The organism is Paraburkholderia haematera (genome assembly GCF_905220975.1).
In the GTDB taxonomy this organism is placed as follows: Bacteria; Pseudomonadota; Gammaproteobacteria; order Burkholderiales; family Burkholderiaceae; genus Paraburkholderia; species Paraburkholderia haematera.
On the sequence record NZ_CAJNBK010000016.1, the window covers coordinates 34,526 to 54,464 of the forward strand.

Genomic DNA, 19,939 nt, shown 5'->3' on the forward strand with positions numbered 1-19,939 from the left:
CGAGCGGCGCAGCCGGAGCTGAAGCGCAGAGGCGAAAAAGGCGCCGGGAGGAAACTCCCGGCGCCTTTTTTAATTGCGGCCTCTTGTGCGGCGAATGACGGGCAACCTGGCTCCACGCCGCGTCACCCTCTTGTGCCAAACCGCTTCCTACGACCGCCAGCAATCCAAGTGTGGCTCGCTCCGCCACCGGCCGCAGTCACAAACAAACCGGCTCCGCTTCCAGCTCCACCCCGAATCGCGCCCGCACGTCCCGCCGAACTGCCTTTGCAAGCGCCAACACTTCCGCCCCGCTCGCTCCGCCAAGATTCACCAGCACCAGCGCCTGCCGTTCATGCACGGCCGCGGCGCCCATCGCGCGGCCTTTCCAGCCGCACCGATCGATCAACCAACCCGCCGCGAGCTTCACCCGGCCGTCCGGTTGAACGTAAGACACCATCTCAGGCTCCTTAACCCTCAGCGCCTCGAACTGCGCCGCCTCCACGACCGGATTCTTGAAGAAGCTCCCGGCGTTGCCCAGATGAAGCGGATCGGGCAGCTTGGCGCGCCGCACCGCGACGACCGCGTCGAAGATCGCCCGCGCACTCGGCGCTGCATCGGCATGACCGCCAGCAGCCAGCTCACGCGCGAGATCCGCATACCCGGCGCGCGGCTGCCACAGCTTCGGCAAACGAAACGTGACCGACGTAATCACAAAACGGTCGCGCCCTTCCCGCTTGAAGAAACTGTCGCGGTAGCCGAATCGGCACGCGTCGGCATCGAGCTCGACTACGGCGCCCGTTTCCAGCTCAACCGCCCGCAGCGACGCAAATCGCTCGCACATCTCCACTCCATACGCGCCAATGTTCTGAATCGGCGCCGCCCCCACTGTCCCCGGAATCAGCGCGAGGTTCTCCAACCCCGGCAACCCGTGCGACAAAGTCCATTCGACAAAGTCATGCCATGGCTCGCCGGCTGCCGCCTCGACATACCATGCGTGGTCGTCCTCGCGCACGACGCGGCGGCCTTGCAGCGCCACCAGCAGCACCAGTCCGGCGAAGTCGCCCGTCAGCACAACATTGCTGCCGCCGCCCAGCACCAGCCGCGGCAAGCCGGCGGCACGCGGATCGCGCACCGCCGCCATCAGTTGCGCTTCGCGCTCGATCCGGCACGCAAACTGCGCGCGAACGTCGAAACCGAAGGTGTTATGCGACTTCAGCGGATAGCCGGCAATGAACGCGGCGGAGTCGGATTGAGACATCAGAATGACAGGAATGGAACGGCGAATGAAACGACATCTGGCCCCAGGCTGCGCGACAATGCGCGGCGGCCTTAGGCAAAAGGGAGTGGCGTCGGTAAAATGACGCCAGGTTCGTGATTATAGCGAGTGCCCGTGAGCAGCCGACCGGCCGCGCCGCGCACCGCGGCACTATTGGGAGAAAACAATGCCATCGTTTGACGTCGTCTGCGAAGCGGACATGATCGAAGTCAAGAATGCGATCGAGCAGTCCAACAAGGAAATTTCAACCCGCTTCGACTTCAAAGGGTCGGACGCGCGCGTCGAGCACAAGGAAAGCGAAATCACGGCCTACGCCGACGACGATTTCAAGCTCGGCCAGGTCAAAGACGTGCTGCTGTCGAAAATGGCCAAGCGCAATGTGGACGTACGCTTTCTCGATTACGGCAAGATCGAGAAGATCGGCGGCGACAAGGTCAAGCAGGTCATCAAGATCAAGAAAGGCGTGTCCGGCGATCTGTCGAAGAAAATCGTGCGCCTCGTGAAGGACAGCAAGATCAAGGTCCAGGCGAGCATTCAGGGCGACGCGGTGCGCATCACCGGCGGCAAGCGCGACGATCTGCAAAGTGTGATCGCGATGCTGCGCAAGGACGTGACCGATACGCCGCTCGACTTCAACAACTTCCGCGACTGAAGGCGCGTCACGCTCGTTACCGGGCGCGTGCTGACGCCCGGCAATGAGCCGCGTTAAAGCTCACCGCAGAATGTTTAGCTGCATTGAGCCTCAGCACCGGCGCGTGTTGAACGCCCGGAAAACGGCCCAACGGAGACTCAGCACCCTGCGCGTGCTGATCGCCCAGCACACAGGCAGTGTGCCTTCAACGCGTACTCCGTCAACGCGTTAAGGCACGCGGCTAACACCTGGCCCGAACGTGCGCCGCCTACGCTCAAGGCTCGTTACCGCCCGCCGCGCCGGCCGCTGCGTCGGTTTTCTTCTTGTCGCCGATACGGCTTTCCTGGCCGCGCATCAGCTTGGCGATATTGCCGCGATGGCGCCATACCAGCAGCGAACTCATCACGACAATCGCCAGCGCGATGATATGCGGCCCGAACAGAAAGCCGTCAAAAAGCGGCGCGAACACCGCCGCCGCCAAAGCCGCCAGCGAAGAATAGCGCGTGAAGAACGCCACGATCAGCCATGTCAGCAAGGTGGCAATACCGAGGATCGGGTTGATCGCGATCAGCACGCCCGCTGCCGTCGCCACGCCCTTGCCGCCTTTGAAGCGGAAGAAGACCGGATACAGGTGGCCGAGAAACACGGCGACGGACGCAATCGCGACCGACGTATCGTCGAGGCCGAATCGCGCGCCGAAGTGCACCACGAACCACACCGGCAGCCAGCCTTTGAAGGCGTCGCCGATCAGGGTGAGAATCGCGGCCTTCTTGCTGCCGCTGCGCAGCACGTTGGTGGCGCCCGGGTTGCCCGAGCCATACGAGCGTGGGTCGTCCAGCCCCATCGCGGCGCTCACGATCACGGCAAACGACACCGAGCCGATCAGGTAGGCAACGACAGCAACGATCAGGTTTTGCATCTGGGACTCTTATAAGGATCGGCGGTCTGAAACTCGATACCCCAACCGCAACAGGGAACAAGGCGGCGCACATTCTACCGAACCCACCTGCCCGGAAAACATTCAGGCAAACGTCAATCGACGCTCGCGCACTGAACCGGTTTCGCCTCCAGCAAGCCGGTCAATACTCCTGGCTCGATGCTGACCAGAAAACCGCGGCGGCCGCCGTTCAGCCAGATCTTGTCCATCTCGAGGATGCTCGACTCGACGTACACCGGCATCTGTTTGCGCGTACCGAATGGCGACGTGCCACCGATCAGGTAGCCCGAATGCCGGTTCGCCACCTCGGGCTTGCAAGGCTCGACGCGTTTCGCGCCGATCTGCCGCGCCAGATTCTTGGTGCTGACGGTGCGGTCGCCGTGCATCAGCACGATCAGCGGCTTGGCGTGCTCGTCTTCCATCACGAGCGTCTTGACGACATGATGTTCGTCCACGCCGAGCTGGCGCGCCGATTCCTCGGTGCCGCCGTGCTCGACGTAATCGTAAGGATGTTCGCCGAAGGTGACGCCATGACGGCGCAGAAACTGCGTTGCGGGCGTTTCGGAGACGTGTCTGGATTTGCTCATCGGCGCATTGTAATAGCGACTTTGGACAACGGCTATTTGCCGAAAGGCCAATTGTGCGGGTCCGGCGCTTGTGGCACGATCGTTCGAAAATCTTCCGGTACACCGCATGCCGGGCACCGAATCGCCTCTTGGAGACAGCGTTGAGCCTCGATTCTTCCACCCGTCCCACGATCGACATTCCCGCGCTGCTGGGCGCCCTGCCCGCGCGTATTGCCGACATTCCGGCGCTCGCCGCCGCCCAAGATCCGCACCACGTCGCCTTGATCGAAGACGCGCGCCGCCTCACCAATGCGCAACTTCAGGAAGCCGTCGAGGCCGCCGCCGCGCTGCTGCGCGAATGGGGCGTGCGTGGCGGCGATCGCGTGATGATCGTGGCCGAGAACAGCATCGTGCAGATCGTGCTGCTGTTCGCGACCGCGAAACTCGACGCATGGGCGCTGGTGTCGAACGCACGCCTGTCAGCGGCCGAACTCGACGCAATCCGTGCGCACGCACAGCCTCGCGTGGTCGCGTATGCGGTCGAAAGCTCCGCAGATGCCCAGCAGCATGCCGAGCGACAGCAAGCCGTCACAGCGCCTGCCATCACGCCGGATATCGGTGCCTGGTCGTACACGATCGACACCAACGCGAAACCCGAACCGGTTGAAGCCGCCAATCACCGCCAATGCGCCGCGCTGATCTACACCACGGGAACCACAGGCGCGCCGAAAGGCGTGATGCTGTCCCATCGCAACCTGCTCTTCATCGCGGCCGTGTCGAGCCGCTTGCGCAAAGTCGGTCCGGACGATGTCGTGTACGCTGTTCTACCGATCTCGCACGTGTACGGCTTTGCCTCGGTTTGTCTCGGCAGCCTGCACGCCGGCGCGACCTTGCGCCTCGCGCCACGTTTTTCGCCGGAAGCGGTACGGCGCGCGCTCGCCGAAGAGCGGGTGTCGATCTTCCAGGGCGTTCCGGCCATGCACGCCAAACTGCTCGAACATCTGCAAACGCACGGCCATGCATGGTCCGCGCCACACCTGCGCTTCGCCTATTCAGGCGGCTCACCGCTCGACGCCGCGCTGAAGGCGCACGTCGAAAGCGTCTACGGTCTCCCACTGCACAACGGCTACGGCATGACCGAGAGCAGCCCGACCGTCTCGCACACCATGCTCGATGCGCCGCGCAGCGATTGCTCGGTCGGCGAGGTCATTCCTGGTGTTGAGGTGCGGTTCGTCGGACTCGATGGCGTGGAGGCCGCGACGGGCGAAATCGGCGAGCTATGGGTGCGTGGCCCGAACGTGATGCTTGGCTACTACCGCAGCCCGGAGCAGACTCGCGCAGCGGTCACCGAAGACGGCTGGCTCAAGACCGGCGACCTCGCACGGCAGGACGCGGACGGTGCGTTGCACATCGTTGGGCGCAGCAAGGAACTGATCATCCGCTCGGGCTTCAACGTGTATCCGGCGGAAGTCGAGCATGTGTTGAACGCGCATCCGCAGGTGGTGCAGTCCGCGGTGATCGGGCGCGCCGTGGAGGGTAACGAGGAAGTGGTCGCGTTCGTCGAATTGATCGCGGGTGCGAAGGTGTCGCCGGCTGAACTGATCGCGTGGTGCGGCGAGCGTCTCGCGCCCTACAGGCGCCCGGCCGAAGTGAAGGTGCTCGCCGCGCTGCCGGCCGCGTCGACGGGCAAGATTCTTAAGCACCGGTTGCGCGACTTCATGTAACGGCACGGGCAAATGCACGCGCCCGTGCAAGCGCGGATCACCCCCGCGGATGATGCTGCGCATGCAGCGACTTCAACCGTTCGCGGGCCACGTGCGTATAGATCTGCGTGGTCGAGATATCCGTATGACCGAGCAGCAATTGCACGACGCGCAAATCGGCGCCATGGTTCAGCAGATGCGTCGCGAACGCGTGCCGCAGCGTGTGCGGCGAGAGCGGAGCGTGCACATCGGCCGCTCTCGCATGACGCTTGATGATGTTCCAGAACTGCTGGCGGGTCATGCCCTCTGCGCGGCTCGTGACGAACAGCGCATCCGTTGCGCGCGCACCCAGCAAAGCGGGACGCGCTTCGCGCAGATAGCGTTCGATCCAGCCATGCGCCTCTTCGCCGAACGGAATCAGGCGCTCTTTCGAGCCCTTGCCCATGACGCGCACCACGCCTTCGTTCAGCCCCACTTCCACCGTCTTCAGCGTGACGAGCTCGGTAACACGCAACCCGCTCGCGTACATCAGCTCCAGCATGGTGCGGTCGCGCAGGCCCAGGGGCGTGTCGATATCGGGCGCACCGAGCAGCGCTTCGACTTGCGCTTCGGTAAGCGTGGATGGAAAACGCGGCGGTTGCTTGGCCGAACGGATGCGTACCGTCGGATCGGCTTTCGCGCGGTGTTCGCGCACCGCCCAGCCGTAGTAGCGGCGAAACACCGAGAGCCGCCGGTTCGCCGAGGTGGACTTGTCTTTCTGACGCGCCGCGCTATAGGCGTTGAGATCGGCTTCGCTGGCGGTGTCGAGCGACGTGTTGCGGGTTTGCGCGAGCCATTCGCAGAACAGCCGCAGATCGCGCCGGTACGCATCGAGTGTGTTGCGCGACAAGCCGTGCTCGAGCCACAACGCGTCGCAGAACGCATCGATCGAGGCCGAGCTCGCCACAAACAAGGGTGACGCGGCCGGTGCATCTTCAGTTACGGTGTCGCTCATGCGTAGGGAATGCCTTCATGCGCCAGAAGCCAGCGCTTGACGTTGCGAAAAAAACCATCTCCGGCATGATGCGCGAATCCGCCGATGCCGCTCGAACTGACCACCCGATGGCACGGAACCACGATCGGAAAGTAATTCGACCCGCAGGCCTGACCGACCGCGCGTGGGACGCTGCCTAGTTGCCTTGCCAGTTGCCCATAGGTCAGTACGACGCCGGGCGGGATGTCACAGATCGCTTGCCACACGCGCCGCTGATACGCGGTGCCGACCGCCGCCAGCGGCAAGTCGAATTTTGCGGACGCAAGCTCGAAATAACGTTCGATCTGCTCGACGGCCTGCTTTGCCAGAGGCGTAGCCGGTGCGACGTTCTGCACCGAGTCCGGCAGATAGACGATCTCGCGCACAGCCTCGCCTTCGAGGCGGATGCCGACCTTGCCGAACGGTGCATCGATCACTGCGTTGAACATGGTTGCCTGCTCCGTGATTGGCGGGGCATCTTTCAGATTGCACGGCGGCGCATCTGGATAAGCGCGGGCAGCTTGCAAACGCGCTACTCGCATTTCCCGTCGCTCACTCCCGGCGCAGCCCCCGCCCGATTGCCGCTACTTTACGCCGCTTCCAACGCCCATTCCACATGCTCTCGCACCACGGCGGAAGGGTCCTCGACGCGCAACTTCAGCGCGTCGACAATCGCCGCACGCGCATTCGCACTCAAACTTTCCGACGGGGCCCGCAGCGCGTTACCCATCCCCACCGCCAGATTGCGCAGCCAGCTCTCATAGCCGATGCGGCGAATCGCACTCCCCTGCATGCGCGTATCGAACTCCTCCGCGCTCCATGCAAACAGTTCGACCAGCGTCGCGCGATCGAGCCCATGGCGCACATCGAAATCGGCGACCGGCGCGGCCTGCGCAAACTTGTTCCACGGACAGACGAGCTGGCAATCGTCGCAGCCGTATACACGATTACCGATTAGCGGCCGCATTTCCAGGGGAATATTGCCCTTCAATTCGATCGTCAGATACGAAATGCACAGACGTGCATCCACCTTGTACGGCGCCACGATCGCACCCGTCGGGCACGCGCCGATGCAGCGCGTGCAGCTGCCGCAATGCGCGCCCGGCGTTTCGGGCGCATTGTCGGGCAACGTCTCGGCATCGGTGGGCAACGGCACGTCGACGTAGATTTCGCCGAGGAAAAACAGCGAACCGGCATCGCGCTGCAGCAGCAGCGTGTGCTTGCCGCGCCAGCCGATGCCGGCCTTCTGGGCAAGCTCTACTTCGAGCACCGGCGCCGAATCGGTAAATACGCGGTAGCCGAATGCGCCGATCGCCGCCTCGATTTTCTCGGCCAACTGTTGCAGACGGTTACGCATCACCTTGTGATAATCGCGGCCCCGCGCATAGATCGACACCACCGCCGCCGACGGGTCCGCGAGCCGCGCATGCTCGGCTGCGCGCCAGTCTTGCGGCGCGAGCGGTGAGTCCTGCAAAGCGCTTTCGTGCGCCTTTCCACTCAATGTCTCTACAGGCAAATAGGCGATGCGCGCGGTAATCACACGTCGCGTGCCGGCCACAAGCTCGGCGGGCCGCGCGCGTTTCATGCCGTGTTTCGCCATATAATCCATCTCGCCGTGGCAACCTGCGTCCAGCCATGCTGCAAGCGGCGCTTCGGCAGCGGAGAGATCGGTGTCGCTGATACCGATTGCCCCGAAACCCAGTTCACGGCCCCACGTTTTGATGTTGAGCGCGAGCGCATTCAGCGCCGCTTCATCGAAATGACGCTCGGCACGCGCATCGTCGTTAGACGCAGGCGTGCAGGAAACTGGGGACTCCGGACTTCGGTTCATCACGCCATTTTACGAGAATGCCCGTCAATTCCGATCTCGCGATCCAACCGCCCGCCAATGTCCTGCTCGAACGCACCTTTGCGCTCGCGGACGAGGCCGCTACTCACGCATTCGGCGAGCGCTTTGCACGGGCAATCGAAAGCGTGCGCGGAGCGCTGCAAACCCCGCAGCAAATAGCTCATCAACCCGCACGTCAACCCGCGCCGGGCTCTGAAGGCAATCAGGCATTCCACGGCCTGCAAGTACAGCTCGTCGGCGACCTCGGCGCCGGCAAAACCACGCTCGTGCGCGCAACCTTGCGCGGCCTCGGCCACGCCGGCCGCGTGCGCAGCCCCACTTACACACTCGTCGAACCCTACGTGCTCGAGCGGCCCGCTGGGGAACTCGCGCTCTATCACTTCGATCTGTATAGATTCACCGACCCGGCCGAATGGGCCGATGCGGGCTTTCGCGAGTACTTCGACAGCGGCGCTATTTGCCTCGTCGAATGGCCGCAGCGCGCCGGGCGTCTTCTTGGCGTGCCGGATCTCATCTTCGCGCTCGACCTGGACCACGAAGGCGAGGGCCGGGTACTCGTTGCACGGGCATACAGCGAATCAGGAAAGGCATGTCTCGAAAGATGTTGATCAAACCGTTCCGCTCGATCGAATCGGCGGCTACCGCAACGCATAACTGGCGGCGCCGGCAGATTCTGCGCGCGGGTGCATCCACGCTGGTGCTCGGCCTTGTCACGCCGCGCCTCGCGTGGGCCAGCTCGGTGCTGGGTGTGCGGGTCTGGCCGGCGCGCGATTACACGCGCGTGACGATCGAGTCGGATCAGCCTTTGCAGAACACGCAGCAGTTGCTGCAGGGGCCGGATCGGCTGGTGGTCGATCTGAGCGGCCTCGATCTGGATCAGGCGCTGAAGGATCTGGTATCGAAAATTACGCCGAACGATCCGCAGATTCAATCGGTGCGTGTCGGCCAGTATCAGCCGCATGTCGTGCGCATGGTGTTCGATCTGAAGGGCTCGGTGAAACCGCAGGTGTTCACGCTGTCGCCGGTCGGCGCGTACAAATACCGGTTGGTGTTCGACCTGTACCCCGCTGTCGCGCCCGATCCGCTGATGGATCTGCTCGCGCAAACCGAGCGCAAGCAGCAAACGCTGGATGAAAACAACGCGCCGCCTGCCACGCTAAGCGGCCCGGGCATCACGCCGCCCACCGCCGACAACAGCGAAGCCTTCTTCGAGCGTTACGCGCAGAACGGCAGCGGTGGGACAGCGCCGGGCGTGCCCCGTCCGCCTGCGCATATCGTGTCGCCCCCTGCTCCTCCCATCCTCGGCAAGCCTGCAACGCCGGCGGTGCCGCTTGCACCGCTCACGCCGCCCACCGCGATCGCCCGCAACAAGGGCGGCAGCACGGCGGGCAACCTCGGTGGCGATGACAGCGACGGCGACGATAGCTACGCCTTCACCAACCCGAAAACCGGCAAGAGCAACACGGTGCGCCTGCTCACCGTCGCGATCGATCCGGGTCACGGTGGCGAAGACCCGGGCGCGATCGGCGCTTCGGGCACGTACGAGAAGCACATCGCACTCGACGTCGCGAAGAAGCTCCGTGCGAAGATCGACGCACAGCCGAACATGCGCGCCATGATGACGCGCGACGCCGACTTCTTCGTGCCGCTGAACGTGCGCGTGCAGAAGGCACGGCGCGTCGGCGCGGACCTGTTCGTGTCGATCCACGCTGACGCATTCACCACGCCCGACGCGAAAGGCTCGTCCGTGTTCGCGTTGTCGGAGCATGGCGCGTCGAGCGCCGCGGCACGCTGGATGGCGAACAAGGAGAACTCGTCGGACCAGATCGGCGGCATCAACATCAAGTCCACCGACGCCACGGTCAACCGCGCGCTGTTCGATATGTCGACCACGGCACAGATCCGTGATTCGATGCGCTACGGCAACTTCGTGCTGAAGGAGATCGGCGGCATCAACAAGCTGCACAAAGGGTCGGTCGAACAGGCCGGGTTTGCCGTGCTGAAGGCGCCGGACATTCCGTCGATCCTCGTGGAGACCGCCTTCATCAGCAACCCGGACGAGGAGCGCCGCCTGAACGACGACGCGTATCGGGAGAAGATGGCCGACGCGATCATGACCGGCATCAAGCGCTATTTCGCGGCGAATCCGCCGTTGGCGAAGAACCGCATGACCTGACGCCACCGGGTATCGCGCCGCGTGCGCACCGCGTCACGCGGTGTCATGCAGGCAACAAAAAAACGGCCGCCCGGCCGTTTTTTTTCGCGCCAAAGAGGCACTCAACGCGCCGGTGAAAGCCGCTGCACGACCCAACCACCGAACACATTCACCGCGAGGCCCGCCATCACCAGCAATGCGCCCACGATCTGCGCTTCGGACAACTGCTCGTCGAGAAACAGGGACGCCGACGCCAGCCCGACAATCGGCACCAGCAGCGAGAACGGCGCCACCTGGCTCGCCGGATAGCGCGACAGGAGCCGGCTCCATAGGCCGTAGCCGATCAGCGTCGCCACAAACGCGAGATACACGATGGCGAAGATCGACACCGCGCTGATCCCGGACAGCGCCGCGACGATCCGCCGCGGTCCTTCGAACGCGTATGACAGCGCGAAAAACGGCAACGGCGGGATCAGGCTGCCCCACACCACCAGCCCGACCAGATCGACCTTGCCGACCTTCTTCGTGACGATGTTGCCGAGCGCCCACGAACACGCGGCACATAGCGTGAGGACGAAACCGGCAAGCGTCATGGCGTGGCCGCCTTGCATGCCGATGATCGCGAGACCGCCCACCGCGATCAGCAAACCGACGATACTCGGCACGCGAAAGCGTTCATGCAGAAACAGGGCCGCAAAAATCAGCGTGAAGAACGCCTGTGCCTGCAAGACGAGCGAAGCGAGCCCGGCCGGCATCCCGACATACATCGCCGAGAACAGGAAAGCGAACTGTCCGAACGAAATCGTCACGCCATAGGCGAGCAGCCAGCGCCACGGCATCTGCGGCCGCTTGACGAAGAACACGGCCGGCACCGCGGCGAGCGCGAAACGCAGCGCGCCGAGCAGCATCGGCGGCACGCCATGAAGGCCCACCTTGATCACGACGAAATTGACGCCCCACGCAACCACGACGACCAGCGCGAGCAGTAAGTCCCTGGGCGACATCCCAGTCTCCATTTCATTGTTGGATCTGGCAGTTTAGCGGAGCCAGCGGCGTCAAGGGATGGCGCGCCTTACGGAATCCCGGAGCGGCAAAGCCGCGCAAACCGTCAGCATTGCGCCCTCCGCAGTAGAATCGACTATTGAGCAAAAACCTGACTCCCCCTTCCAGCCGAGCCTGCCCATGTCTTCCTCGATCAAAGCCATTCTCAAACCGCATCTGCGCGACGTCGGCAGCCTCACCGTGCGGCGCGTGCTGCCGGCCATGGCCGCGCGGCTGATCGGCCCGTTCATCTTCTTCGACCACATGGGCCCCGCCACGCTCGAACCCGGTGTCGGACTCGACGTCCGTCCGCACCCGCATATCGGCCTCGCCACCGTCACGTATCTGTTCGAAGGCTCGATCATGCATCGCGACAGCCTCGGCTCCGAGCAGAAGATTGTCCCGGGCGACGTCAACTGGATGACGGCGGGCCGCGGTATCGTCCATTCCGAGCGCACGCCGGCCGAAGACCGCGCGAGCGGCCTGACCATGCACGGCATCCAGACGTGGGTCGCACTGCCGCTCGAAGACGAGGACATCGAACCGTCCTTCGCGCATCACGCGGCCAACACGCTGCCGGTGGTCGAGCGCAACGGCGTCACGCTGCGCGTGATCGCGGGCACGGCATTCGGCGAAACCTCGCCGGTCGCGACCTTTTCCGGCACGTTGTATGTGGCCGCGGAGTTCGCCCCGGGCGGCGCCTTCGCGCTCGAACCGGAGCACGAAGAACGCGGTGTCTATCTGGTGGACGGCGACCTGGAGATCGACGGCGCACCGCTCGAAGTCGGTCAGATGGCCGTGCTGGCGCTCGACGAAACCGTGACGCTCGCCAGCACCCACGGCGCGCGCGTGATGCTGCTCGGTGGCGAAAAGCTGGATGGCGAGCGCTTTATCGAATGGAACTTCGTCGCCAGTTCGCGCGAGAAGATCGAAGCCGCGAAGCTGGCGTGGACCCATCAGGAGATGGGCCAGGTGCCGGGTGAGACCGAATGGATTCCGCTGCCGGCAAGAAAATAAGCGCGCATCCATGCGAGTAAAAGTGAGCGCGCGGCGCATTGAATTCGCCGCGCCCGGCCCCACCTAGCCAACCAACTGTTTTATCGACGAGGACGCAATGGACACCACTCTGGCCACTTTCGAACAAGACGTCATCACGGCGTCGACGCTGGCCCCCGTGCTGGTCGATTTCTGGGCGCCGTGGTGCGGTCCCTGCAAGACGCTCGGCCCGATGCTGGAGAAACTCGAGGCCGAAGCCGCCGGCAAATGGAAGCTGGTGAAAGTGAACGTGGACGAGAACCAGGAACTGGCCACGCACTTCCAGGTGCGCAGCATTCCGCACGTCATGGCGTTTGCCGAGGGCCAGCCGGTCGATCAATTCGTCGGCGTGCTGCCGGAAGGCCAGTTGCGCGAGTTTATCGAGCGCCTCGTGCCGCAAGGCGCGGACGCGGCACGTCTTGAAGCGCAAGCCGCGTTGGCCGAAGGCCGCCGTGAAGATGCCTACAATGCCCTGCAAGCCGCGCTCGCCTACGACCCGGGTTTCGACGAAGCGCGCATGGATCTCATCGAGATGCTGCTCGAAGATCACCGCATCGACGAAGCGCGCAATGAAGTCGACCTGTTGTCGCCGAAAACCACCCAAGGAATCGACGCCCGCTTCAATACGATCAAGACCCGGCTCGATGCGGTGGACGCGGCGGCCGATCTGCCGCCCACTGATGCACTCGAAGCCAAAGTCGCCGCGAACCCGAACGATCTCGAAGCACGCTTCGATCTGGCTAGCGCGCTCATCGCACGCCGTAAATACGAAAGCGCGCTCGAGCACCTGCTAGCCATCGTGCAACGCGACCGCACGTTCCGCGACGACATCGGCCGTAAGACGATGCTGTCAGTGTTCGATCTCGCCGCGCATCAGCCGGAGCTGGTGTCGCAATGGCGGCGCAAGCTGAGCGCGTTGCTGTTCTAATCCGCACCGTGTTCGGGTGCGGCGTGGTCGCCGCGCCTGAATGCGTTGCCACATGCACTGCAACGGCCCTACTGCATCAACACCCTGCCGCTCTAATGCGGCGACGTGGTAACGCCCTACCGGGCAGTCAACTGGTTGCCTGCTTCGCCAGGGCCCGCAACACATGCGCGGCCGCGGCAAAACCGAAGCTCGCGGTCACACACACGCTCGAACCAAACCCCGCACAGTTCAAACCAACCGGTCCCGTATGACCCGGCGATGTCGCGACGTGCTCCGCTTCCTCGTCGATATCGCACACGGCGGCTTCCGGATAGATCAGCGGTTCGTCGGAATACACCGCGCTCACCTTGAACTTCGCCTTCGGGCCACGCGGAAAACCATGCTGTTTGCGTAACTGCCCGCGCACTTTCGACAGTAACGGGTCCTGGATGGTCAGCGCGAGATCGTCGATCCGAATGCGCGTCGGGTCCAGTTGACCGCCCGCGCCGCCCACCGTAATCAACGCCTGCTTCTTCTCCACGCACCACGCGATCAACGCCGTCTTGGTGCGCACGCTGTCGATCGCATCGATCACGTAGTCGAAACCGCCGCCGAGCGTCGCCGCGAAATTGTCCGGTTCGACGAAGTCTTCCACCAGCCGCACGTCGCAGAACGGATTGATTGCCGCGATGCGTTCGGCCATCGCCTCGACTTTCGGTTTTCCGTAGTTACCGTCCAATGCATGGATCTGGCGGTTAGTGTTGCTCTCCGCGACATTGTCCAGATCGATCAAGGTCAGCGTGCCGACCGCGCTGCGCGCCAACGCCTCCGCCACCCATGAGCCGACCCCGCCAATGCCGATCACGGCGACGTGGGCCCCTTCGAACGCCGCGAGCGCCGGCGCGCCATACAGGCGGGCAATGCCGCCGAAGCGCCGCGCGCGGTCGGCGGTTTCACTCCCGTCGAGGCTGGTAGTAAGATCGGAAGGCGCGGTGGTGCTGGACATGGTGGCAGGCTCGTTCAAAGCAGGCAAAACACAAAGTGATAACGCTCAGGCGTTCGCAGCCCGTATTTTGCCTGATCGCGGCGATCCGCATGGCCGCACTCGCTTAGGCCCAAACGTTCGCAAACCTGGTAGCGCGGATGTCCACACAACGCGGCGGGCCTTGATCTGGCTGCGCGCAAAGAATTCGGTCCCTGGCTATACTGGTTGTACTGTAGCGTTCGCATAAGAACATGACCTCACTCGCCGAACTTCGAAAAAACTATTCGCTGGGTTCATTGGACGTTGCCGATATCGACCGCAACCCGTTTCGTCAATTCGACACGTGGTTTCAGCAAGCGGTAGACGCCCAACTGCCCGAACCGAATACGATGACGCTGGCCACGGTCGACTCGCGCGGCCGGCCGTCGGCACGTATCGTGCTGATCAAGGGCGTTGACGAGCGCGGCTTTGTGTTCTTCACCAACTACGAAAGCCGCAAGGGCCGCGAACTGGGTGCCAATCCCTACGCGAGCTTGCTGTTTTACTGGATCGAACTCGAACGCCAGGTGCGTATCGAGGGCCGCGTCGTTAAAACCAGCGCGGAAGAAAGCGATACGTATTTCGCGTCGCGCCCGCTCGGTTCGCGCATCGGCGCGTGGGCATCCAATCAAAGTCGGGTAATTGAAAGCCGTTCGCAGCTCGAAACACGCGAACGCGAAATCAGCCTTCAATACGGCGACCAGCCGCCCCGCCCACCGCACTGGGGCGGCTATCGCCTGGTACCTGAAGCAATCGAATTCTGGCAGGGTCGGCCGTCGCGTCTGCACGACCGCTTGCTCTACACGCGTTCAAGCGAAAACAGCGACTGGCACATCTCCCGCCTATCGCCTTGAACCGGAACACAACACCGTACGCGCGTGGCCAACGCAGCCGCGCGCGCCGGTCGGACTGCGTCTCGCGGCATGGGAGTTGCGCCGCGCTGAGCCGCGATCCACACAGGCTTTGCTTTAATTCAACGAACACGGAGAGATCACATGTTCTGGGAGAAAAAGCTGGCGCAGTGGGTGGAAGAGGTAAAAACCAAGGCTAACCTGCCAGCACGCCTTGTGCTGTGGGACGGCCAGCAACATGACTTCGGGCAGTTCGCCGCGCCTCAGGTCACGCTACATGTCAAAAGCGCTACGGCGCTGCCTTATCTGCTCGAACCGAGCCTCGACAATCTGGGCGAGGCGTATGTGAAGGGCAAGATCGACATTGAAGGCAAGCTGTCGGACATCATCACCGTCAGCTATCAGTTGGCGCGCAACACCGTCAGCAGCGCGAGCAAACTGGCGCGCGTACGGCGCTATTTTCATCATTCGAAATCGTCTGACAAGAAGGCCATTCAGTATCACTACGACGTCTCGAACGAGTTCTACAAGCTGTGGCTCGACGAGAACATGGTGTACTCGTGTGCGTACTTCGAGAATGGCGATGAAGATCTCGCCACGGCGCAGGTCAAGAAGATCGACCACATCCTCACCAAGATCGGCTTGCAACCGGGGCAGCACCTGCTCGATATCGGCTGCGGCTGGGGGGCGCTCGTCTTGCGCGCAGCGCAGAAGTTCGGCGCGAAGTGCGTCGGCGTGACGCTGTCGCAAAACCAGTTCGATCTCGCTACCGCACGCGTGAAAGCCGCGGGCCTGGAAAACCAGATCGAGATTCGTCTACAGGACTATCGCGACATCGACGGGCAATTCGACCGCATCACCAGCGTCGGCATGTTCGAGCACGTCGGCCGCAAGAATCTGCCGGGCTATTTCCAGAAGATGCACGATCTGCTCGCCGAAGATGGCATCGCAATGAATCACGGCATTACGTCGAGCGATTCCGACAGCGGCGAAACCGCGCTGGGCGGCGGCGAATTCATCGACCGTTATGTATTTCCGGACGGCGAACTGCCACACATCAGCCTTGCGCTCGAAGCGATGCAGCGCGGCGGGCTTGAAGCGGTTGACGTCGAAAGCCTGCGCCGTCACTATGCGCACACGCTGAACATCTGGGCGGAAAACTTCGAGACGCATGCGGACGAAGCCCGCAAGCTGGTCGACGACGAAAAATTCCGCATCTGGCGCGTGTACCTCGCCGGTTGCGCGTACGCGTTCGAGAACGACGACGTGTCGATCTACCAGGTGGTGTGCCGCAAAGCCGGCCGCAGCGCAACAACCTTGCCCTGGTCGCGCCGCTATATGTACGACAAAACGTTGTGATACGGTTGCGCCGCGGCGATTTGCCGTTGCCGCGTGCCAGGGCTACGTGCTTTGCACGTGCGGGCCGACGCGGCGCAAACCTTAAACAGCAGGTCGGACATCGATGGACCAGAGCGGGACAAGCGAAGTTGAACAAACCGTAAGCGGCGAGCAAGACGCACAGGCCGACGCCGTGCAGTTCGATCTGTTCGGGATGCCGGTGGAGCAGACAGCGGTTGCATCGGCATCGGCATCGAAGCCTGATGCGGGGGCGAAACCACCGCGCACGAAGGCGAGCGGCGCTGCCCTGCTCTGGCAGGATGACGACGCGCCAGTACCTCCGGAAACCGCGTCCGAAGCCGAAGCCACCGCAGCGCCGGCAACCGCCGATCCACCCAGAAAACGCCGTTCACGCGAGGTTCTCGCCGCACCGCCCTCTTCCGAACTCCTGGCGCTGGCTGCAGAACTGCCGCCGCAAGTCCATCTCGGTACGTCGACATGGTCGTTTCCGGGCTGGAACGGCATTGTCTACGGCGACGATTACAGCAATAGCAAACTCTCGCGCGAAGGTCTGACGGCCTATGGCGCGCATCCGCTGTTAAAGACCGTCAGCATCGACCGGTCGTTTTACCAGGCGCTTACCGTAACCGAATACCTGCGCTATGCGCAGCAGGTGCCGGAGCACTTCCGCTTTATCGTCAAAGCGCCGATGACGATCACCGACGCCACCGTGCGAGCCGAACGCGGCGAACCGGTCTCGCTGAACCCGTGCTTTCTGAACGCGCAAATGGCGATCGACGAGTTTGTCACGCCATGCCTCGAAGGCCTCGGCGCGAAAGCCGGTGCGCTCGTGTTCCAGCTCTCGCCACTGCCCGATCAGATGCTCGCGCAACCGGCGGCATTCATCGAGCGAGTCGCCGCGTTCCTGACAGCGTTGCCAAAGCTGCCGGAAGGCACGTGCTACGCGATCGAAATTCGCGACGCGAGTTTGCTCACGCCGCGCTTTATCCGCACGCTGAAAGCGGCGGGCGTACGGTACTGCGTGGGAATTCATGCACGGATGCCGGACCCGCTGCGTCAGGCGGCGGCGCTCGCGCTGCTGGACGGCGAGCCGGCCGGCCCGCTGATCGTGCGTTGGAGTTTGCACGGCGGCTTCAAATACGAACAGGCGAAGGCCAAGTACGAACCGTTCAACCAATTGGTCGACCAGGACCCGGCGACCCGCGTCGCGCTCGCCGAGATGGCCGCGCGCTATGCGCTGGCCGGCCAGCCGGTGGTGATCGCGATCAACAACAAGGCGGAGGGTTCCGCGCCGTTGAGCTGCGTGGAATTAGCGCGAGCGATTATTGAGGCGTATGCGCGCCTTGCTCATGAATATGAGCATGAACAAGAACGTGAGCAACCGCGCCAGGAGTCGGAGCCACAATCGCAACTCGAGTCGATGCCGCATTCGCATCCGGAGCCGGAGCCGGAGCCGGAGCCGAACGAGAATGCGCAACGCGAAGGCGGCGAGCAAGACTGAGCGGCGCAGCGCCGCCGCATTACCATCCGTCCGGCGTCGCCCGTCTTTCTGAGCCGCGATTCAAGCGGCGGCCCAGGTTGAAACCTAAGCCGCCAGTCCCACAGATCAGCCCGCCATCACACCTCGATCACCGCGCCGGCTCAGCTCGCCTTGATCCGATGCGCGAATTTCTGACGGAATTTCGCGACCTTCGGTGCCACCACGAACGAGCAGTACCCCTGATTCGGATGCTGCGCGAAGTAGTTCTGGTGGTACGCCTCGGCCGGCCAGTAGTTGCCGTCGAGCGGCAGCACCTGGGTGACGATCTGGCCGTCGTAGATACCCTGCTCGCCGATCTCGCGGATCGCCTGCAGTGCCGTTTCACGCTGCGCGTCGGAGTGGGTGAAAATCACCGATCGGTACTGCGTGCCGACGTCGTTGCCCTGCCGGTTCAACTGGGTCGGATCGTGGATCGCGAAGAAAATATCGAGAATCTCGCGATAGCTGATCTTCGCCGGATCGAAGTCGACGTTCACGACTTCCGCATGGCCCGTCACGCCGTCGCACACCTGTTCGTAGGTCGGCCGCTGGGTTTGGCCGCCCGCATAGCCCGACTCCACCGAGTTGACGCCTTCGACGCCCAGATACACCGCTTCAAGACACCAGAAACACCCGCCACCGAGGGTGGCGACTTCGCCTGTCTGACTCATGCTGCTTGCTCCTTGATTCTCATAGTCGGCCGATGCCGGTCCCAGCTTTCCGCAACGCTCATGCCACCACCGAGACTTTCCAGCTTAGCGGTTTTTCCACTAACCGGCAGGTGTCGCGGCCAGTCCGCCGCGATTGCAGTTAAAATTGGGGCAAATCGACGATTTTCACTATGACTTTCGAATCATTTGTTTCCGGCCACACGCACGATGGGTTCAGCTCGGGGTTCACCCGGTCTGGCGCAAAGGCTTCCGCCCGATGAAGCACGCCAACCCGCCCAACTTCGACCAATCCGCCTTTAAACAGGCGCTCGGCCAATTCGCCACCGGCGTCACTGTCATCACAACGCGCGCAGCGTCCGGCCAATTGATCGGCATCACGGCCAGCTCGTTCAATTCGGTTTCGCTCAATCCGCCGCTCGTGTTGTGGAGTCTGGCCACGCGCTCGGCCTCGATGCCGGTGTTCCGGGCGAACAGTCACTACGTGGTCAACGTGCTGGCCGCGTCGCAGCTCGATCTGTGCAAACGCTTTGCCACAGTGAAGGGCGATCGTTTCGAAGGCGTGTCGCACGCCGAAGGCGACACCGGCATGCCGGTGCTCGACGGCGCGCTCGCCTGGTTCGAATGCCATAACCGCAGCCGCTATGAAGAAGGCGACCACGTTATTTTCGTCGGCGAAGTGGAGCGCTGCGGCGTCCACGAGAATGCCGCCGAGATTGCGCCGCTAGTCTTCCAGAACGGCCAATTCCACGGACTCAAGCCGCTCTGAACGCGGCGCCGCTGTGCACTAACAGCGGCCGCCGCAAGCAGGTAGACGCCAGTACAAGCTGACTGACCGGCCACCCGCACTCAGCTATGCGGCGCGCTGTGTCCGCTGGTTTTTGTCACTAGCGATACCGGTACGCCCGAATCTTCCTTCAGCGTCTGCAGCACGATATTCGAACGAATATCCATCACGCCCGGCGCCTTATAGAGGCGTTGCAGCACGAAGTCCGAATAGTGTTTGAGATTATGCGCGAGCACCCGCAGCAGATAATGGGTCTCGCCGGTCACGACAAACGCGCCGACCACTTCCGGCCAATCCCGCACCGCCTCCGCAAAACGCTCGTGCCAGTTCTCCTGGTCGTTGCGCATCGACACCTGCACGAACGCTTCCAGTTCGAAACCCAGCACTTCGCGGTTCAGGCACGCACGGTAGTGTTCGATGACGCCTTGCTCTTCCAGAAGGCGCAGGCGTCGCAGACAGGCCGACGGCGAGAGCGAAATGCGCTCCGCCAGGTCGAGATTGCTGATCCGTCCTTCTTGCTGAAGCACCGTCAAGATACGGCAATCGGTGGCGTCGAGCGAGATCGCGTTCATATTCGGTCTCCCTTTCCCATTTGTCTCAAATTATGTTCCAAGACACGGCTCAGAAGGAGATTTTTTCG

At 63.0% G+C, this 19,939-nt stretch carries 20 protein-coding genes; 10 read left to right on the forward strand and 10 right to left on the reverse strand.

Going from position 1 to position 19,939, the window contains the following annotated elements; genetic code table 11:
* Positions 1-196: 196 nt before the first annotated feature.
* Positions 197-1,237 carry a UDP-N-acetylmuramate dehydrogenase gene (gene murB / locus KHO23_RS23680; protein WP_211613708.1) on the reverse strand — a complete coding sequence of 347 codons (1,041 nt, stop codon included), beginning with the start codon at positions 1,235-1,237 and terminating at the stop codon, positions 197-199.
* Between the two features lie 184 nt (positions 1,238-1,421).
* Between murB and KHO23_RS23685 the strand changes: the two genes are divergently transcribed.
* The gene (locus tag KHO23_RS23685) at positions 1,422-1,907 is read left to right on the forward strand and encodes a YajQ family cyclic di-GMP-binding protein (RefSeq protein ID WP_028197943.1); all 486 of its coding nucleotides are present in this window, start codon (positions 1,422-1,424) and stop codon (positions 1,905-1,907) included.
* Between the two features lie 253 nt (positions 1,908-2,160).
* Here the strand turns inward: KHO23_RS23685 and plsY are convergent, their stop codons facing one another.
* Together plsY and ybaK are read right to left on the reverse strand one after the other, a co-directional pair.
* The gene (gene plsY, locus KHO23_RS23690; RefSeq protein WP_211613710.1) at positions 2,161-2,805 is read right to left on the reverse strand and encodes a glycerol-3-phosphate 1-O-acyltransferase PlsY; all 645 of its coding nucleotides are present in this window, start codon (positions 2,803-2,805) and stop codon (positions 2,161-2,163) included.
* A 113-nt stretch (positions 2,806-2,918) separates the two neighbouring features.
* Entirely contained in the window at positions 2,919-3,410 is a 492-nt protein-coding gene (gene ybaK / locus KHO23_RS23695) for a Cys-tRNA(Pro) deacylase (protein ID WP_211613712.1), read from the reverse strand.
* Between the two features lie 140 nt (positions 3,411-3,550).
* On the opposite strand from ybaK, the gene KHO23_RS23700 reads away from it, so the two are divergent.
* Entirely contained in the window at positions 3,551-5,113 is a 1,563-nt protein-coding gene (locus tag KHO23_RS23700) for a class I adenylate-forming enzyme family protein (RefSeq protein ID WP_211613714.1), read from the forward strand.
* Between the two features lie 37 nt (positions 5,114-5,150).
* Here the strand turns inward: KHO23_RS23700 and xerD are convergent, their stop codons facing one another.
* The 3 genes from xerD to queG form a co-directional block, all read right to left on the reverse strand.
* Positions 5,151-6,086: a site-specific tyrosine recombinase XerD gene (gene xerD / locus KHO23_RS23705; protein WP_211613716.1), complete on the reverse strand. Its 936-nt coding sequence runs from the start codon at positions 6,084-6,086 to the stop codon at positions 5,151-5,153.
* Positions 6,083-6,553, reverse strand: coding sequence for a methylated-DNA--[protein]-cysteine S-methyltransferase (locus KHO23_RS23710; protein WP_211613718.1), 471 nt, complete (start codon positions 6,551-6,553; stop codon positions 6,083-6,085). Before KHO23_RS23710 ends, xerD begins: the two co-directional genes overlap by 4 nt.
* Before the next feature lie 140 nt (positions 6,554-6,693).
* Positions 6,694-7,935, reverse strand: coding sequence for a tRNA epoxyqueuosine(34) reductase QueG (queG, locus tag KHO23_RS23715; RefSeq protein ID WP_211613720.1), 1,242 nt, complete (start codon positions 7,933-7,935; stop codon positions 6,694-6,696).
* A gap of 17 nt (positions 7,936-7,952) precedes the next feature.
* Between queG and tsaE the strand changes: the two genes are divergently transcribed.
* On the forward strand, positions 7,953-8,561 hold the full coding sequence (tsaE, locus tag KHO23_RS23720) for a tRNA (adenosine(37)-N6)-threonylcarbamoyltransferase complex ATPase subunit type 1 TsaE (protein ID WP_211613722.1): 609 nt from the start codon (positions 7,953-7,955) through the stop codon (positions 8,559-8,561).
* Entirely contained in the window at positions 8,543-10,129 is a 1,587-nt protein-coding gene (locus tag KHO23_RS23725; RefSeq protein ID WP_211613724.1) for an N-acetylmuramoyl-L-alanine amidase, read from the forward strand. Before tsaE ends, KHO23_RS23725 begins: the two co-directional genes overlap by 19 nt.
* Before the next feature lie 101 nt (positions 10,130-10,230).
* Here KHO23_RS23725 and KHO23_RS23730 read toward each other — a convergent pair whose 3' ends face one another.
* On the reverse strand, positions 10,231-11,112 hold the full coding sequence (locus KHO23_RS23730; protein WP_211613726.1) for an EamA family transporter: 882 nt from the start codon (positions 11,110-11,112) through the stop codon (positions 10,231-10,233).
* 178 nt (positions 11,113-11,290) lie between these two features.
* On the opposite strand from KHO23_RS23730, the gene KHO23_RS23735 reads away from it, so the two are divergent.
* Entirely contained in the window at positions 11,291-12,166 is an 876-nt protein-coding gene (locus KHO23_RS23735; protein ID WP_211613728.1) for a pirin family protein, read from the forward strand.
* Positions 12,167-12,263: 97 nt separating this feature from the next.
* A complete protein-coding gene (trxA, locus tag KHO23_RS23740) occupies positions 12,264-13,112 on the forward strand; it encodes a thioredoxin (RefSeq protein WP_211613730.1) in 849 nt (282 codons plus the stop codon).
* 127 nt (positions 13,113-13,239) lie between these two features.
* Here the strand turns inward: trxA and tcdA are convergent, their stop codons facing one another.
* A complete protein-coding gene (gene tcdA / locus KHO23_RS23745) occupies positions 13,240-14,097 on the reverse strand; it encodes a tRNA cyclic N6-threonylcarbamoyladenosine(37) synthase TcdA (RefSeq protein ID WP_211613732.1) in 858 nt (285 codons plus the stop codon).
* 230 nt (positions 14,098-14,327) lie between these two features.
* On the opposite strand from tcdA, the gene pdxH reads away from it, so the two are divergent.
* From pdxH to KHO23_RS23760, 3 genes are all read left to right on the forward strand, one after another.
* Positions 14,328-14,969 carry a pyridoxamine 5'-phosphate oxidase gene (gene pdxH, locus KHO23_RS23750; RefSeq protein WP_211613734.1) on the forward strand — a complete coding sequence of 214 codons (642 nt, stop codon included), beginning with the start codon at positions 14,328-14,330 and terminating at the stop codon, positions 14,967-14,969.
* 141 nt (positions 14,970-15,110) lie between these two features.
* Positions 15,111-16,325 carry an SAM-dependent methyltransferase gene (locus tag KHO23_RS23755; RefSeq protein ID WP_211613736.1) on the forward strand — a complete coding sequence of 405 codons (1,215 nt, stop codon included), beginning with the start codon at positions 15,111-15,113 and terminating at the stop codon, positions 16,323-16,325.
* 103 nt (positions 16,326-16,428) lie between these two features.
* Entirely contained in the window at positions 16,429-17,826 is a 1,398-nt protein-coding gene (locus tag KHO23_RS23760) for a DUF72 domain-containing protein (protein ID WP_211613738.1), read from the forward strand.
* 140 nt (positions 17,827-17,966) lie between these two features.
* Here KHO23_RS23760 and msrA read toward each other — a convergent pair whose 3' ends face one another.
* A complete protein-coding gene (msrA, locus tag KHO23_RS23765) occupies positions 17,967-18,515 on the reverse strand; it encodes a peptide-methionine (S)-S-oxide reductase MsrA (RefSeq protein ID WP_153134590.1) in 549 nt (182 codons plus the stop codon).
* A 256-nt stretch (positions 18,516-18,771) separates the two neighbouring features.
* On the opposite strand from msrA, the gene KHO23_RS23770 reads away from it, so the two are divergent.
* A complete protein-coding gene (locus KHO23_RS23770) occupies positions 18,772-19,281 on the forward strand; it encodes a flavin reductase family protein (RefSeq protein ID WP_211613740.1) in 510 nt (169 codons plus the stop codon).
* Between the two features lie 80 nt (positions 19,282-19,361).
* Here the strand turns inward: KHO23_RS23770 and KHO23_RS23775 are convergent, their stop codons facing one another.
* On the reverse strand, positions 19,362-19,871 hold the full coding sequence (locus tag KHO23_RS23775) for an Lrp/AsnC family transcriptional regulator (protein ID WP_120289809.1): 510 nt from the start codon (positions 19,869-19,871) through the stop codon (positions 19,362-19,364).
* Positions 19,872-19,939: the final 68 nt, after the last annotated feature.